This window comes from Paenibacillus sp. GCM10023252 (assembly GCF_042653305.1).
In the GTDB taxonomy this organism is placed as follows: Bacteria; Bacillota; Bacilli; order Paenibacillales; family Paenibacillaceae; genus Pristimantibacillus.
Genome location: NZ_JBHSHW010000036.1, coordinates 157152 through 173381 on the forward strand (window position 1 = coordinate 157152; position 16230 = coordinate 173381).

At 54.5% G+C, this 16230-nt stretch carries 10 protein-coding genes and 1 pseudogene; 1 reads left to right on the forward strand and 10 read right to left on the reverse strand.

Going from position 1 to position 16230, the window contains the following annotated elements; all coding sequences use genetic code 11:
• Positions 1-151: 151 nt before the first annotated feature.
• Positions 152-2376 (reverse strand): annotated as a pseudogene (locus ACFO9Q_RS20600) (glycoside hydrolase family 52 protein).
• Between ACFO9Q_RS20600 and ACFO9Q_RS20605 the strand changes: the two are divergent.
• Positions 2315-3190, forward strand: coding sequence for an AraC family transcriptional regulator (locus ACFO9Q_RS20605; protein WP_379185453.1), 876 nt, complete (start codon positions 2315-2317; stop codon positions 3188-3190). The pseudogene ACFO9Q_RS20600 and the gene ACFO9Q_RS20605 overlap by 62 nt on opposite strands.
• 96 nt (positions 3191-3286) lie before the next feature.
• On the opposite strand, the gene ACFO9Q_RS20610 is transcribed toward ACFO9Q_RS20605, so the two are convergent.
• The 9 genes from ACFO9Q_RS20610 to ACFO9Q_RS20650 form a co-directional block, all read right to left on the reverse strand.
• Positions 3287-3706, reverse strand: a complete 420-nt coding sequence (locus ACFO9Q_RS20610) for a hypothetical protein (RefSeq protein ID WP_379185454.1) — start codon at positions 3704-3706, stop codon at positions 3287-3289.
• A gap of 154 nt (positions 3707-3860) precedes the next feature.
• On the reverse strand, positions 3861-4715 hold the full coding sequence (locus ACFO9Q_RS20615) for a GGDEF domain-containing protein (RefSeq protein WP_379185455.1): 855 nt from the start codon (positions 4713-4715) through the stop codon (positions 3861-3863).
• Complete coding sequence (locus ACFO9Q_RS20620) at positions 4712-6952, reverse strand: cellulose biosynthesis cyclic di-GMP-binding regulatory protein BcsB (RefSeq protein ID WP_379185456.1); 2241 nt, start codon at positions 6950-6952, stop codon at positions 4712-4714. Before ACFO9Q_RS20620 ends, ACFO9Q_RS20615 begins: the two co-directional genes overlap by 4 nt.
• Positions 6953-6976: 24 nt before the next feature.
• Complete coding sequence (locus ACFO9Q_RS20625; RefSeq protein WP_379185457.1) at positions 6977-8227, reverse strand: glycosyltransferase family 2 protein; 1251 nt, start codon at positions 8225-8227, stop codon at positions 6977-6979.
• Positions 8228-8237: 10 nt separating this feature from the next.
• Positions 8238-9851, reverse strand: coding sequence for a hypothetical protein (locus ACFO9Q_RS20630; RefSeq protein WP_379185458.1), 1614 nt, complete (start codon positions 9849-9851; stop codon positions 8238-8240).
• Positions 9848-11356, reverse strand: a complete 1509-nt coding sequence (locus ACFO9Q_RS20635) for a hypothetical protein (protein WP_379185459.1) — start codon at positions 11354-11356, stop codon at positions 9848-9850. Before ACFO9Q_RS20635 ends, ACFO9Q_RS20630 begins: the two co-directional genes overlap by 4 nt.
• 49 nt (positions 11357-11405) lie before the next feature.
• Entirely contained in the window at positions 11406-12551 is a 1146-nt protein-coding gene (locus ACFO9Q_RS20640) for a hypothetical protein (protein ID WP_379185460.1), read from the reverse strand.
• A 507-nt stretch (positions 12552-13058) separates the two neighbouring features.
• Positions 13059-14072, reverse strand: coding sequence for a galactose/methyl galactoside ABC transporter permease MglC (gene mglC / locus ACFO9Q_RS20645; RefSeq protein ID WP_379185461.1), 1014 nt, complete (start codon positions 14070-14072; stop codon positions 13059-13061).
• Positions 14073-14085: 13 nt separating this feature from the next.
• Positions 14086-15612, reverse strand: coding sequence for a sugar ABC transporter ATP-binding protein (locus ACFO9Q_RS20650; protein WP_379185462.1), 1527 nt, complete (start codon positions 15610-15612; stop codon positions 14086-14088).
• Between the last annotated feature and the right edge of the window lie 618 nt (positions 15613-16230).

Consider the following 16230-nt stretch of genomic DNA (forward strand, 5'->3'; position numbering starts at 1 on the left):
ATGATACCCCTGAACAAGCTTCAATAATATGGACTATAGTCACTATAAATACGAACGTTAATAACCAGGCAGCCCCTAGGGTCTGCCTGTTCTGTGTTCCTCTGCTTCACAATAAGGAACTCTGGAATTCGCTGCCTTGCTCCGCCAACACTTATGCTAGCTTCCCCTCCTCCAGCCACAGAATGGAGGTAACACCCCGTGGATAATACTTGCTGCCTGTAATACGTCCAGAGATAATCTGGTCACTCCAGCACCAATAGGATAGTTCCGGATGGAGCAGCCACTCTACATGTGTGCTGTCCGCGCGAAGAAGTGCCTCGTCCTGCGGCAGACCGAGAATGTGCCGTGCGATGAACTGGCACAGATAGACCTTGCTCAGCCAGGAATTGATGCTCGTGGAGGAGAGCTTCCAACCGCCATCCTCGAACAGGCAGATTCCACGGACGAGGACGGTCTCCAGATGGCGCTTCAGCGCCTGGATGTACTCGCCGTACGGTCCGTCCGGCTGGAGAGCATCCGCATTCCCAATCATATATACGAAGACTAGGCCTTCAATTGCAGGGATGATCCTCGACGGATGGTCGCCCTCCAGCACCGCAGGAATCCAGCCCTCTGCTGTGGCATGAGCGGTGATGGTGCGGCTGCATCGAAGAGCCTGGTCTTCCGCCTGCGCAGCCAGCTCGGGCTCGCCTGCTTCACGGAACAGCTTGGCCAACGCGACGTAGGAGGCCCAGCTCTTGCTCCCCAGGTAGATGTTGTTGCGCGCCTGACCTAACGAGGTATCGAGGCTGTCATAGGTCGTAATCTCCGCACCGCCGCGGGTACGGGAGCTCTCCAGGCTCATCAGTCCATCACGCTGAGCTGGATCATAGTGATCCCGATTGACCATGCTCTCGAGGCAGGCCCTAAATACAGGCAACCGCTTCTCGGCCCACTCCTGGTCCTTGGTCCGTGCTACGTATACCGTTGCACAGCACACCCAATTGGTTAGCTGCTCGTGTGTCATATAGGAGAAGCAGCCTTCATATCCCATTCGCTCATAGGAGGAATAACCGGGTTTCCAGAATGAGTTGATTTTACCCATATCGTGTGTGAAGCTAATGCCGCCAGGGTAGACCGCCTCCTCTCCAGGGAGCCCCACCTTATCCTCATAGGAATAGCGGTCCACGAACAGGTCAAGTGTATTCTTCACGACCCACGGGTTCATCTTCATCTCGTAGAACAGATGGTCAACAGTCAAGTCGAACGTGTTAATCATCTTGTACTCGCCTTCATTCACAACCCAGAGCGGCTCTCCGCCATGATCGAACAGCTGGGTGCTGTTATAGTAGCTGCGAATGGCGTGGTTCAGCATCCAGCGTTGATCCTCCGTAAGGTGTGGAACTTCGGTCAGCTTGCCTCCTTCCAGCATGGATGCGCGCAGGGTATCATAACGCTCAAGCGTATAAGCGGCTACCTCTTCAACGGACTGGAAGTAACGTGCATAATAGTACGTTGCGTCCAACCCCGTCGTCATTAGCCCGCCCCGATAGAAGCTGACTGCGAACCGATATGTGCGCCGCTCGCCTGCGGGAACCTCCATAATCATAAGGGCTGTCGCACCGAGACCGCCCTTCCAATTGTCCACATGCTCCTCCTCGAGCAGCGTGTTGATGCCTGTACCGACAGCACTATGCACATCCGCATCCTTGCTCGCTATAGCGAATTGCCGTCCGTATGCCACACCTTCCAAGCCGCTCTGTGTATCGTTCAGATGGCGCAGCGCATAGTAGGGATCTGTCCGAACGTAACCGAATATCGCACGGCGGGTATAGCTGCCCGCTGTATTGTCCACCTCAACCTCACAGAGAATGGAAGGAAGCAGCGCCTGCTTCAGATATCCGATGTCAGCTGATAATCCCGCTCTATCGATTCAGAGGGGAACGGCTTCAGCCGGACCTTGCCCTGATTCTCTGTCTTCTCTACGTCGAACTGCGAGCTCTCATCCTCCTGGTACTTGAAGAACGGCAGTAGATTGTACCGTACAGGATCCACAGCATCCTGCAGTCCGATGTATATATTTTGATCGGAAGGCTTACTCAGCTCGATACCGAACCCTCCCTTGTTCCCCTTCATTCCAAGTGTGAAGGTAGCCATTGCCCCAATCGGACAGTGGTGAGCGTTGTAAAAAATATTTCCCTTCGCCATCCGCTTATACCCCTTTGATTGCATAATGTTTATAATCATGGTAACGCGCAGGCTAAGGTGTATCCATACTCTTAGGTTGCAAGTGCTTACCCAAAGAACGCATGGTCTGAACGGAGGATGGACCGCCATGTCGAATAAGCATGTGCTGCAGGAAACTTTGTTTGCCGATACGCAGCAAAGCATGGACATCTATTATATGCACCATCGGATTGTGGCGGCCGATTGGTCGTTTCATCATCACAAGCATAATACGATTGAGCTGTTGGCTGTTTTTGAAGGAGAGAAATATGTAGGCTTCATTGAGGAGGAGGTCCTGCTGCAGGCGGGAGATGTTCTGATTATACGTCCGGGCAGTGTTCATCATTGCTGGAATGCAGGAGATCAGCCGATGGAGTACTTCACCCTGCACGCCAAGCTGGATGACTACTTCCTGAATTCACTCTTCGCCTGTAGGCCGTGGCACAAGCTATCGCAGCAAGGAGCGTCCTGTATCCATAGCAAGCTGCGGCATCTGTTGGACTCCAATAGGTCTAGCCGGAGAACGGCAAGCATCGCACGTATGCATCAGCAAGCTGCGGTGATGGAGGTGCTAGCTGCAGCTGCGGAATCAATCCTAGAGACGAGCTCGATGGATGAGCTCCCATCCGAGCAATCTGCGAAGGCGATTCGAATTGCAGCCTTCCTGGAGGAATGGATCAGCCGCCGCTCCTTGAGTGATGGCCATTCCGCCTCCCGGGATTGGCTTCGGTGTGCAGCCGATGAGCTGAAGCTCAGCAAGTCCCAATGTAATCGGATTTTCACCCAGGTGTATGGTATTCCGCCAAGGGAGTATTACAGCAGCATCCTGCTGAAGGCAGCCAAGCAGCGGCTGGCACAGCCGGAGGATTCAATCGAGGAGATCGCCTATCAGCTGGGCTACACAGCTCCCGCACACTTCAGCAGGCAATTCAAGCGGTGGACGGGTCTCAGCCCTAAGGCCTGGCGGGAGAGGGAGCAGACGTGATCAGCAAGTCTATCGCGATTGATAATGTGCATGCAAATAAACGGGCGGACCATGTGGTCTGCCCGTTCTAGAGTCGGACTTTATGTAGAATAGGCTCTATGACTTGTGCAGAGCGTCCATAGCTGTCTTGCTGAATGAAGTGTCTTTACTGCTTTCTTGATTCCAATAAACAACTAAGACATTTTTACTTTCGTAGATGTCATGGTTGTATTCTTCTTTTTCCTTTTGTTTATCAAAATTTTTACGCCCATCTTTACGAGCTTCCTCTGAAGCAAAGATGTATATAAAAATTTGATCGTATGGTTGAGTATTATCAACTACGTATTGATTTGCTTTAACTTTCCTTATCTTCCAATCGTCAGATAATTGTTTAGGAACTAGTTGTATACCTTCTGTACGAAAGGCTTCTTCAACTTGATCCAAAGTTACCAATGTCGTTGGATCCGCCTGTTTCATTGAGCAACCTGATAGAGTGAATAATAATGCAATGAGCACCTTACTATAACTAAATTTCATCTCATCGCCTCTCTCAGAAAATTGCAATCGCGTTCAAGTGCGGCTGACTTTGTGTGGCGGCCCGCCTGCTCTAGTGCTGATTTTCAGCACTAGACGCTTCGGCATGGGGAAGCTGGGCACTGGAGGGGCATTCATTCCGCCTCAACCGCCCACCCTACACATCATACTCCAGCTGCTGGCGCGCCTTGACGATGAAGTCGAGCGGCGTTGGGATCTCGTCTGGCCGGTACTCCAGCACCCCGATGCGCAGGTTGAGTTCAACCTTGAACTTGCCTTCGAACTCGGATGCACCCAACTCGACAATCTTCTGCTTCAGCCGCTCAACAACGACACGAGCCCCCTCGCGATCAGTGAACAGCAGCACGCCCCATGTCGGGTTGTCCTTGTTCAGCATGTACAGAGAGTCATTCGTCCGGAGACTCGTCTCGCTCAGCTTCGACAGCTCGAGGACTGCCTCCGACATCTCGTCCTCACTGACGATCCGCTTCAGCTCATCCCAATACTTCACATTCATGACGAGCAGCGTGAGCGGGATGTTATACCTCTCCGAGATTGCCATGAAGACAGAAGCGTCCTTCTGGAACGACAAGCTGTTGCGCAGGCTCGTACTCTCATCCAGTGTAGCCAGACGGCTGTTGGCCCGCTGCAGCCGCTCATTATCCGCCTGAAGCCGCTTCGTGGCAAGAGTAAGCATCCAGACAACGACTGTGAAGGCCGGCGTCATGATCAGCCAGAAGTAGCTCTGAGCGCCGACCGCCTCTCCCTCAACGACCGCCTGATACAGCGTGTAGGTCCCGAACCCGAAGATGAACAGAATGTTCAGGATCAGTCCGGTCGTTACGGTGGTGAAGTAAGTGACAATGGCAAGCAGGAAGGCCCCGTTGAGGAAAATAATATTTTCCACGTATCGGTTCGGATCCCCCGCCGTGAACAGCACACTAACAAAACAAAGGACGAACAGGAGCAGCAAGGCTCCGTCCGATAGGAGGTAACTCGATCTCCGCCTCATTCGCGCTCCCCTCCGATCTTGCGGTATTTCCGGTAGAGGAACAGAAGCGATAACAGCACCATGACCATCACCAGCACGGCGGCAACAGTGAACTTCAGCACATCTCCACGCTCCAGCAGCTCATCCACCAGCTCAGGTTCACCTTGCTCAGCCTTCACCTTGAATCGGAAGGCATTCAGCCCGCCATCCCGGTCCACCAGCACTCCGTCTCCATATACCTTCCATACGTTACTCTCCGTTGCTACCAGCTTGGAGGCCATGGCCGCCAGCTCCGAGCTGGCTCCGGTTACGGCCATGAATCCATGTCCATCGGCATACGGAGACTCCAGCAGCTGCAGCGAGCCAATCCGCTTGCCATATTCCTTCTCAATGCTCATCTTCTCATTGGACACGAAGCCTGAGCCATCCTCCGCATAGCGGAAGTAGAGCTTATCATTAGTCTCGCGAATAACCTTATTCGACGGATAGGAGCCGATCGCAATCAGATTCCGATCCTTCAGCTCTTCAGCGGCAGCCGTATCCCCCTCGTAGAATCGCACCTCACCCATATTGCTCTCAGCCGACTGCCCAAGCAGATTGAACAAGTTCGAGATCGCTTCATACACGTAGGTGTCCCGGTCCTTAGGCACAACCACGCCTACTTGATTGTACATCCCGTCACGTAGGAACGGATACGGATAATTGCTGAGCAGCAGCTCCGTCCGATCCTTCGTATTCAGCTGAAGGATGGAATCCTTCGTCACGTAAGCCCATGGCATCTGCCCCTGCTGATTCGCCGCGCATACCACTTCCTCCAGTTCCAGATCGAAGGCCACCGTCACGGCAAAATTACCCGAGATATCCAGGTTCTTCGGAATAGGCAGCTTCAGCTGATCTCCATTCGCCACGGCCTCGCTCAGACGCTTGCTGCCGATCGGCTTATCATCCACTAGAACGGTGACCATCGAACGGCTGAAGTCCAGGTTCTTCGCGTAGCGGAAGTCGAGGCTCAGCTTGCTGTTGTCTGCCAGGGAGCGATTCGCCGGCAGACGAATGAAGTAGGTGCGCTCCTGATGGGATACACCGGTCAGCTTATCGCCCGTCTCAGTCAATGCAACCGTGCGGCTTGCCGCAGCGGTAGGCGAGGCCACCGCTGTGTCTTCACCCACAACGACAGTGGCACGGTCCGCCTGCGCCATCAGCTCCCGATTCGCTGCGAAGCGGCCCGCCCGCACGAGCATCTTCTCCTCCTTCGACGTAATAATCAGCGTAGGCCGCTGACCAACGTCAACGAGCGTCAAGATGGCCTTGCCTCCAGCAAGCGCCGCTTCCTGCTCAGTGCCCAGCTGCTTCAGCAGCTCATCCGGCAGCCGGTCGTACAGACCAATGGCTACAACGAGTCCCTTGTCTGCCAGCCGAGCATCACCGAATGCTAGTAGTGGAATGGTCTTGTCCTTCAGGGTGTTCCCCTTGGCGTAGCCCGACAGCGCATAGACCGCGGACTCCAGCTCAGCCGGCAGACTATCCTCCGGCACAGCTATCGCCCCTGCACCGGCACGAACCGTATCCATGCCTTCGAATCGCTCGGAGAAGTCACCAATGCTGGCCTTAATGGGCCTCCATTGATACTTCACATCAATCCTCGAGGTCTCGTACAGCTGCAGCCAGTTGTCCCGACTGTCCTCCGGCGTGCACAGCTCGATCCGCTCACCTGTCCGGGTATTCGCTTCAATGGACAGCACATTGCTGCCCTGAACGAGCAGCTCCTTCGGCACCTCCACTCGCAGACGCTGCTTCGATCCATCCTTCACTTGAGGGCGGAACGAGTGCAGCTTCACACCGTTCACCGTGAGCGTCGCACTCGACTCCTCCACAACAGCTAGAGGTGTTACCTGGTAATCCAGCGTAATACTCGCACCGCTGACGTCCCAGTAGTCCGCAATCTCCCAGTACTGCTGTCTGGACGCCACACGACCGTTCAGCGAATCCTCCGTATTCGCGAAGCGCACCGAATAGATCTGCGGTGTGCCCTGTCCCTTACCGGAAGCTGATCCCGCTGCGGCCGGAACAGCATCTGATGACACGGTCGCCGCCATCCCTGCTGCCCCAACACCCTCAGGAGACACCGTCGCCGCTGACCCCGCAGCCGCAGCAGCGCCAACGCCTGCCCCGCTGCCGACCAGCAAGGCAGCTCCCATAACCAGCTGCATGGCTGCCAGCAGTCCTGCTATCCTTCCCCTCTTCCTTATCCTACTCATTCTTCCACTCCCCTTCTGTCTACGCTAGAAGCGTTCCGTCTTGTACCACTTCGCCTCTTGCCTCAAGATCTGGTCCTTGATATACAGCACTAGGCCATACGCAGCTACCACCATCCACAGCTGGCAATACGTCACATACATCAACATAATGATCCATAGATTCGACAGATTCAGCTCGCCCTTCTCCGTCGTCAGTGTAATATAGGTCCCCACGATGAAGAGAATAATAGCAAGAGCCCACAAGAATGAGCTGAATCCAGCGATCGTCGTATGGACATAACCAAGCGCATGCAGGATAAGCAGCAGATCCGACATGACGAGCGAGGTGAGCAACAGAATATAGATCGATAGCAGATACAGAATGTCGAATCTGATGTTGCGAGCGGCGGGGTCGAAGAGGAGCGGGATGTTTTTGACAATGACATAGATGTTGCCCTTCGCCCACCTCGTTCGCTGCTTGAACCATACCTTGACGGTCTGCGGCTCCTGCTCCCAGGTGACGGACTTCGGCTGGAACTTGATTCGGTAGCCCATCATGTAGATGCGGAAGGAGATCTCGGTATCCTCGGCAATCGCCTTCACATCCCAACCCCCAATCTCCTCCACGATGCTTCGCCTCATGATGAAGTTCGTCCCCGGAATCGTGCACAGCTTGAAAAGCCTCCACCGCCCCGCCTGTGCCATCCACTGGAACGACAGCGTCTCAATATTAATGAAGCGCGTCAGCAGATTCGTATCCCGATTGCGTGTGCGGAACTTGCCGATGACCGCTCCAAGGGTGCTGTCATTCGTAAGCTCAGCCACTAGGTAGCGCAAGGCCGTCCGCTCCGGGGTGTTGTCCGCATCATAGATGGCGATCAGCTCTCCCTTGCTCTGCTGGAAGCCGATGTTCAGCGCATTGGACTTGCCCTTGCCGCCTGTAATCTTGTCTGTATTAATAATAATGAGGTTCCGCCCGGGATGCTTAGCTTGAAGCTCACCGAGCAGCACGCTGCTGTTGTCGGAGGAATTATCGTTGATGACAATAATCTCATACCGGTCATGCGGGTAGTCGAGGGCGAGCAGCGATTCCACCGTTTTCGTAATGACCTTGCCCTCATTATGGGCAGGCACCATGATGGTGACCATCGGGGGCTCGCCCTTGATCTCTGGCGCTGGCTCCTGCTCCGACTTCACATAGTACAAGTATCCGGCAATGATTAAGACCACATTGACGAGCAGCAGCGACCAGATACAGATTACCGCGATCAACATGAGAATATCTGCAATAGTCATAGGGTCCTCCTCACTTCAGATACTTGCGCCGATGCAGCTTGTAGCCGATTCGGAACAGAATGCCGAACACGATTAATGATAGAATAATGACCGCGACAAAAAATCTATTCTGCCAAGCAAACAGCCTCGTAAAGCTCTTCCGATGCTCTTCCGTATACTTGAAGTCCTCGGTGATAGGGAGATGCTCTTCATCAAGACCAATCACTTCCCCGTTAAGTATCAGCTGCCCATTCCGAGATTCAACCGTGTTCGCATCCGTCCGAACGCGATGGTGCTCCAGCTTGTAGTCGGAGAAGGAAATCCACAGCTCTTGGAGCATCTGAACGGTCTGCTCCAGCTCCTCCTCGCTCTTCGGCAGCCCAATCGTAAGGGCCGTATTGATCGGCAGCCCGCTCATCACAGGTCCATCCTGCTCGAATGCGGCCAGCTGATCTGGAGACAAAGGGTATAAGGAGGAGCGGAACGGCTTCGACGTGTTCGTCGGTACACGGTACATCGGACGCTCCGTCCGCCTAAGCACCCCCGAGTCGAAGAAGCTGAGACCCTGCACGGCATAATGCTCATCATAGGACCAATAGAGCTCTGCCGCAGCACCAAGCGGCGCGACTCCGCCCTCTGTCAGCACATCGAGGAAGGAGGCCATCTGGGTCCGCAAGGTCACTTGATCCGGCTGCAAGGTAGAGGCCACGACAGGGGCATTCACAAGCACTGCTCCGTTATTCGACTGCACCTGCTTCAGCGCATCGACATACCGCTGCATAGCAGGGTAATCGGTGTTGCTGAACACCGGCTGTACGCTGATGAGGAAGGGAATTCCCGATTCATACAGCTCATCCGACAGCTTGGTCAGCAGACCTAGATCACTGAAGGGATAGACATCTTGAACCAGAAGGTAGGTCTGTGCTTCAGCGGGCACGATACCGAGCCAATCCCGCAGAACATAGCTAATGGCCAGCTCACTCAGGTTCCCCCGCTCATAATAAGGGACTACTGCGTAAGGCCCTCCTCGAATGGCATAAGGAGATTGCAGGGAGCTGATCTCAGAGGTGAGTGTGCCATAGCGGACCACATCCTCCTTCACATCGGTGACATAGTCGATCCCTTCCACTGGAATGGCCGATTGTGACCACTGCCCCATTGTGAGCTGCAGAGCGTCCAGTCCGTCAGCTTGTGCCTCCACGGTCTTCAGCTGAAGCTCCTTCCTTACGTTGTCTGGCAAGGAGGAAGAGGAACCGATGTACATATAATCACCATTGTAGACCGTCAGGTCATGGTTGTAGGCTTCTCTGTTGGAGCCGGCTGGACCTGATGCTCCACCAGGTTGATTGTGAACCGCCACAACCTTGGTATAGCTCCGCAACATAGCGGGCTCATAGTCATCCATGGAGAGAATCGTCACCTTCGCTCCGAAGGCAGCAAGCATCAGCTGGAGCGATTCCACATTGCCTTCACGAGTGGTCCCCCGTGCCAAGCTATCGTAGACGAGCAGGACATGGGGGGCCGGAGCAGCGGCATCGTTCACCCCGTTCGCTTCAGCCTGTACAGGAAGCAGCGCCAGCGGTAGGGTAAGCAGGAGAAGCAGCGCAATTCCAGTCTTGATCTTACCTGTCTGCCTGTTCCTCATCCTCCCGCCTCCTCAACCGCTGAATCATTCTGCCACAGCTTGCGCCGGACGAGATCAGCGATTACGACGAAGGTGACTAGATCGAAGGCCGCTGTGAACAGGAATTCATGCTTCGCCAGATCCGCATCCCCTGCTCCGATAATCGAGACGAGGATACCGGACAGCCCAATGAGGATGAGCATTAGGAGCAGGGGAAGTCGCAGTGCCCCTCTCGCATCCCTCGCCTTGAAGGCTGACCAGAAGGAAGGGAGATACAGACCAACAATGAGGATCATCCAGATGACGATGAAGCCGAATGTCTTCGGCGCTAACGCTTGCTTCAGCAAGCTGTAGCCGGTGAAGAAGCGGGTCTGCTCGCCGAAGGATCGACCCGTAGCCTTCTCATAGTTGCCCATAGCTTCCGGCCTGATGGTGAAGGCATTCTTGGCAGCGAGCGCCAGCATGTCGTTCAACTGCCCAGGATGAGCGGCATAGTAGAGTAGAATGGATCCGAAGCCGTACCGGCTGTAGAATTCGCTCTCGAGCAAGGGAGAATTCACATCCACCGTCGTATAAGGGGCATAGTAGATCGTATCCTTGAGAATGGCATATTGCTTATCGATTCCGAACTGGCCCAGTGTCTCTTCCGGATCCTCCGCACTGAGCAGCACCCCCCGCGTCATCGCATGATACTTGTTGATATTGACGAATTCCTGCGGAATGAGCACATAGGTGCCGATACCAGCCAGCATAACCGCCGCTAGACAAGTGGCGACTGCTGCACGGAAGGACTTCGCCTTGCGAAGGAACAGCAGTCCGACCCCCGCAGCGGCCACTATTAAGCCGACTGGTGCATTCTGCTGCTTGCTGGTCGTCAGGATGAGCGAGCTAATCGCGAACAAGGCAATTAGCGCCCAATCAGGATAGCGCTGCCGATAGATGAGCAAGCCGGCGGATAAGAGGAACAGCAGCATGATGAGAACAATGCCTTCGCTGTAGAACGAACTGAAGTAAGCGGTATAAGCCGTATCCGCGAATATGAACACAGCAAGAGCCGCGATGGGGTAGCCGTACTTGCGCGGCACTCTCCAGGTCAGACTCTCCACGAACAAGTAGACCGCTGCCGTATGCAGCACGAGCAGAATAGCAGCCTGGAAGCGCACATCGAACAGCTGGCTGCTGTAGAACACCTTGTTAAGTGCTAGGGCGAGCTGGATGAACAAGGATTGGGAGGAGAAGAAGCCGTCCTCGAACTCGTTATAGTAGTGAAGAATGCCGAACTGCTTGATGAAGTAGCCTAAGTATTGGCTGCCGTAATCCGGGGTAATCTGGGACAGGCCATTACTGTACAGCACCCGGAAGTAGTCGCCGTTATCCGCCATGCCAATGTAGGGAGGCATGAACAGCGCGACCACTGTAATCAGGAAGACACCCATAGCAGCAGCCAAGGAGGGGGTTAGATAACGTCCGGAGGAGGCAAGGATTCGATTAAGTTGTGTAGGACGAATCTCTTCGGATGCGTTCATGTTGTGGACCTCTTTTCATAGGCTGCGATGTGTGGGGGTGTATTCGTAATCAGTAAGCGTAAGCCAGCTGTGCCATTAAGTTGTCGAAGGAATAGGCCTGACCCGTCGCAGGGTCGCCGAAGCCGCCATTCAGCGGACTGCCCTCCTGCTGCACTTGGTACTGATTCATCCGCGCAATACTCTCCTTGTACATATACACGTCTCCTACCTGAGAAAAGATCATCGCCGCTATCGCATAGATCGCCGTCGACTGAATCGTCGTGGTCGGAACGCCTTCACGCGTGTACTGACCATACAAATCGCCCTTCGTCACTCTCTCCTTCAGGTAGGCGATGCTGGCAGGCTGATGCGCTTGAACCTCGGCCAAGTGCAGGATGGTCAGGAGCGACTCTACGGTGTTGATTCGATTGTGGGTAGGATTGCTGTAAGCCTGGGTGGAATAATCATATCTGGTCTCATAGAATGGGAATTCGTCGGTCAGATATCCTTCACTTGCAAGGTTCTGCATATTCGTCAGGAGCGTCTGCCGCTCCGCAAGCGGAATAGGCAGCTGCTTAAGCGTCAATAGATCGATATAGCATAAGGTAATGAAGGAATTCGTGATCTTGTAGGTCTCGTCGTAGAAGTCGTACAGATACCCATTCTTCACATTGTGCAGGAAGAAGCGGCGGCTGTAGGTGTCGGCTAAGGTCTTGTACTTCTCTATTGTGAAAATCTCGCTTGCCTCATACAGCGCGCGGATCATTCTCAGATCATCTACCGCAGCATTCAGCGTGTAGCGCTTCGCCAGCTTCGGGCTGTAGCGGTAGCTGAACCCTGTGGTGAGGTCGAAGGTACGCTTCGCCTGCTCCCACGCTTCGTCGAAGCGGGAGTGCCCTCGGTTCAGCGCGGCAGCGCGCATGGTCAGGCCGGCTGACTCGCTCAGCACTTCATGGCCGGTCGCTTGCTCCGAAGCTTGATCAGTATCGAAGTAGTTCGTGTAGATTCCGTCCGGCCCTGTCAGGCCGATATCAATGAATTGGCGCAGCGCGAGCTGCGGCTCCTTCGCCAGCTCTGCCCCATAGCGGTGGGGAGGCAGAATGCTGAGGCTCGCGGGTGGTTCGGATGGCCGCTTCTTCAGGCATGTAGTGACCACTGCTGCTAAGACGCATAGGATCAATAGCATTAGGAAGAACCGGGAAGGTCGTGATCTCATCTTACGGCTACCCTCCAGCTAGAGTCCGTTTCGGACTTAGTAAGTCCGCGTGGGACATCGCGAAGTCGGCGTTGGACTTTGCATAAGTACGCACGGGGCTTAGAATCTGACGTTGGCTTTGCTCAACAGCACCATTATGCGAAATTTGTCGAAGTATTTGTCGAAATTTGATATATTTTGCAGAATGGTGTGATAATAGGAAACCACATCCCCAACCTGGTGTCAAATGATTTGAACCATACAAAACAAGCCTACATCCTAGGGTGGGATGTAAGCTTGCGGATTATCTATCTACTTCCAATGTTACAGTTCGCCGCATAGCCGTTCAATGGGGCTTAGCAATCAAAATCATAGGACCGCCACTAGCAAAACGTGTGGTTCCATAGCCTTGCTGCCACGCTGCGACTGCCTAAATGTCCCGTCAGCACCTATCCACACCCGAGCCCCCGCTCAACTAAGACAGCCCAGCATCGCCGAACACGGCTCGCTGGGCTGCCCCCTACTTCACTACTTCCTAGCTAGATACTTTCGGATATCGAACGCCACAGCCGCGACGATGATGAGGCCCTTGATGATGAGCTGCCAATAAGGGCTGATGCCGATGAACGTCAGGCCATAGTTGATGACGCCGAAGATAAGCACGCCTGCCATGACGCCGGGCACCGTACCGATGCCGCCCGCGGTGGACACACCGCCCACGACGCAGGCTGCGATGGCATCGAGCTCATACATGTTGCCGTAGTTGTTCGTCGCTCCTCCCGTCCGAGCGGCTTCGAGCACACCGGCCAGACCATAGAGCGCGCCCGCGATGGAGTAGATGTAGATCAGGTTCCGGGAGACGTTGATCCCGGATACGGCGGCGGCTTGCTCGTTGCCTCCGATGGCGTACATGTTTTTGCCAAGACGTGTCTTGTTGAAGATCACCCATACAATGACCGCCACGACGATCGCGATGATAACGATGTACGGGATGGAATACGTGCCGTCCTTGCCGAAGTAGCCCGTGCCGAGAATATCGGTGAAGTCCTTGCGCAGACTGCCGATCGGCTGCGACTCATTCGGCTTCATGTCGAAGTAGAGCGAGTTCGCCCCGTAGACGATGACCATCGTTCCGAGAGTCGCGATGAACGGCGGAACGCGCAGCTTCGCGACGATGATCCCGTTAATCAGACCAACGACGAGGCCGGCGAGAATCGCCAGTACGACCGGAACGAAGAGCGGCAGTTCCCCCAGATTAGGGAAGAACTTACGCGGATAGTCGGCCATCTGCAGCATAGAAGCAGAAAGGACCGCGGATAGGCCCACGACCCGCCCGGACGACAAGTCCGTCCCGCCGGTAATTAAGATGAAGGCCGCACCTAGGGCGATAATGGCCTTGGTAGAATTTTGAAGCAGAATATCTCGTAGTATATCAATCGATAAGAACGTAGGATCCGAGATCGCAATGCCCGCGATAAGCAGCAGCAGGACGATATAGATCGCGTACTTCAATAGGAAACCATTGATTCTTGCAGCCGTCATGTTATTCTCCCTCCTATGAAGTCATGTACTTGGTCGCGAGGCGCATGATCTCTTGCTCCGTCGCCTCCGTTCCGTTCAGGATGCCGGACACCCGGCCTTCGCACATGACCATGACCCGATCGGACATACCCAGCAGCTCCGGCATCTCGGAGGAGATCATAATGATGCTCTTCCCCTGCTTCGCCAGCTCCGCAATAATTGAGTAAATCTCATACTTCGCGCCGACGTCGATACCCCGCGTAGGCTCATCCAGCAGCAGAATGTCCGGCTCCGTCAGCAGCCACCGCGCCAGCAGCACCTTCTGCTGATTGCCCCCGGACAAGTTCCGGATCAGCTCCGCCACGCTCGGCGTCTTCACCCGCAGCTTCTCAATGCTCGCCTTAATCTCCCGCTTGTACTTCTTCTGCTTCAGCAGTCCCAGCGGATTCATATAGCGGTCAAGGTTCGCGATAAGTGCATTCTCTTCAATAGACAGCACGGGGAAAATACCCGTCACCCGCCGCTCCTCCGTCAGCAGTGCCATCCGATGCTTCTTCGCATCAACCGGGGACTTAATCGCAACCTTGCGTCCTCCGATAGAGATGGAGCCTTCGCTGATCGCACGCAGACCGAACAGCGCTTCCACGACTTCCGTCCGCTGCGCGCCGACAAGTCCGCCGATGCCGAGAATCTCACCCTTACGCAGCTCGAAGGATACATTCTTGAACGAGAGCCGATTCGGAGAGGTCAGATTGTCCACCTTCAGCAGCGTCCCGCCTGGGATGTTCGTCCGATCCGGGTAGCGCGAGCTGAGGTCGCGGCCGACCATCTTCGTAATGATGGTGTCGGTCGTGAGCTCCTCCGCCGGCCAGGTGCCGATGTACTTGCCGTCGCGCATGATCGTCACCTCATCGGAGATGCGAAGGATTTCCTCCATCTTGTGAGAGATATAGATGATGGCGCAGCCTCGGCTTCTTAGTTGCTTGATTATTTTGAACAACTGCTCCACTTCATTGCCCGTTAGTGAAGACGTTGGCTCATCCATGACGATAACTTGCGAGCGGAACGATACCGCCTTGGCGATCTCAATGGACTGCACCATCGAGACGGACATCGTGCCGACCAGACGGTGCGGGTCGATCTCCATATCCAGCTCCTGGAACAGAGCCGCCGTATCCTTGTACATCTGCTTGTGATCAATGAACCGGAAGGGCCAGATCCCCTTCTCCGGGAACCGTCCCAGCCACAGATTCTCCATCACATTGCGATGAGGAACCGGGTGAAGCTCTTGGTGAATCATCGAGACGCCGTGACTTAATGCATCCCTCGAGCTGTTAATCTGAACAACTTCGCCATTCATTCTAATCTCGCCGGCATCCGGCTTATACAATCCGAACAGACACTTCATGAGCGTTGACTTGCCCGCTCCGTTCTCCCCCATGAGGGCATGCACAGAGCCAGGTCGAACCTTCAGCGTCACATCATCCAGCGCCTTCACGCCGGGGAATTCCTTGGAGATGCCATTCATCTCAAGTAGGTAATTCGGTCCTGCCCCTGCCATATTGCCGTTCCCCCTTGCTTCCGAACATGTACCCTTCTTAACTTCCCTGTTAACTCGGATATTAACATAGACCGACTAACCCCTAACCCTGACCCTCGGTCCAAAAAAAGACACTACCCCACCAAGGGGTGGCTGTCGGCACGCTTAAGACTGCTCAGGAGGCTTAACTTCTCGGCTTGCCCTCATTTCGAGGGCGTGAGCTTGAATAAGACTTCCCAGAAGGCTTAAACCCTACATTCCATCGTATTCGGGTGACTTAAGACCGCCCAGGAGGCTTAACTCCACCGCATACCCTTATTCCGAAGGGCGTGAGCTTGAATAAGACTTCCCAGAAGGCTTAAACCCCCCGTTCTCCTCACACTCAGGTAACTTAAGACCGCCCAGGAGGCATAACCCCTCCACATGGCCTCCGCACTCCCTACTAGCCGGCTTTGAAAGGTGCACTTTTGCACCTATTGCTGGCGTCTTCCCTACTAGAGAGCCGGATTAGGTACATTTCTGCACCTATTGACGACGTTCTCCCTATTAGAGAGCCGGATTAGGTGCATTTACGGCTCAGCCCCCTAAATCCGGAGTCCACCCATACAATCTTACATCAGTCGTAGCTTTTCTTCTTTT

Excerpts from the sequence above, each read along its gene's own strand:
- ACFO9Q_RS20605 (WP_379185453.1), top strand. The coding sequence starts at position 2,315 with ATGTCGAATAAGCATGTGCTGCAGGAAACTTTGTTTGCCGATACGCAG.
- ACFO9Q_RS20610 (WP_379185454.1), bottom strand. The coding sequence starts at position 3,706 with ATGAAATTTAGTTATAGTAAGGTGCTCATTGCATTATTATTCACTCTA.
- ACFO9Q_RS20615 (WP_379185455.1), bottom strand. The coding sequence starts at position 4,715 with ATGAGGCGGAGATCGAGTTACCTCCTATCGGACGGAGCCTTGCTGCTC.
- ACFO9Q_RS20620 (WP_379185456.1), bottom strand. The coding sequence starts at position 6,952 with ATGAGTAGGATAAGGAAGAGGGGAAGGATAGCAGGACTGCTGGCAGCC.
- ACFO9Q_RS20625 (WP_379185457.1), bottom strand. The coding sequence starts at position 8,227 with ATGACTATTGCAGATATTCTCATGTTGATCGCGGTAATCTGTATCTGG.
- ACFO9Q_RS20630 (WP_379185458.1), bottom strand. The coding sequence starts at position 9,851 with ATGAGGAACAGGCAGACAGGTAAGATCAAGACTGGAATTGCGCTGCTT.
- ACFO9Q_RS20635 (WP_379185459.1), bottom strand. The coding sequence starts at position 11,356 with ATGAACGCATCCGAAGAGATTCGTCCTACACAACTTAATCGAATCCTT.
- ACFO9Q_RS20640 (WP_379185460.1), bottom strand. The coding sequence starts at position 12,551 with ATGAGATCACGACCTTCCCGGTTCTTCCTAATGCTATTGATCCTATGC.
- mglC (WP_379185461.1), bottom strand. The coding sequence starts at position 14,072 with ATGACGGCTGCAAGAATCAATGGTTTCCTATTGAAGTACGCGATCTAT.
- ACFO9Q_RS20650 (WP_379185462.1), bottom strand. The coding sequence starts at position 15,612 with ATGGCAGGGGCAGGACCGAATTACCTACTTGAGATGAATGGCATCTCC.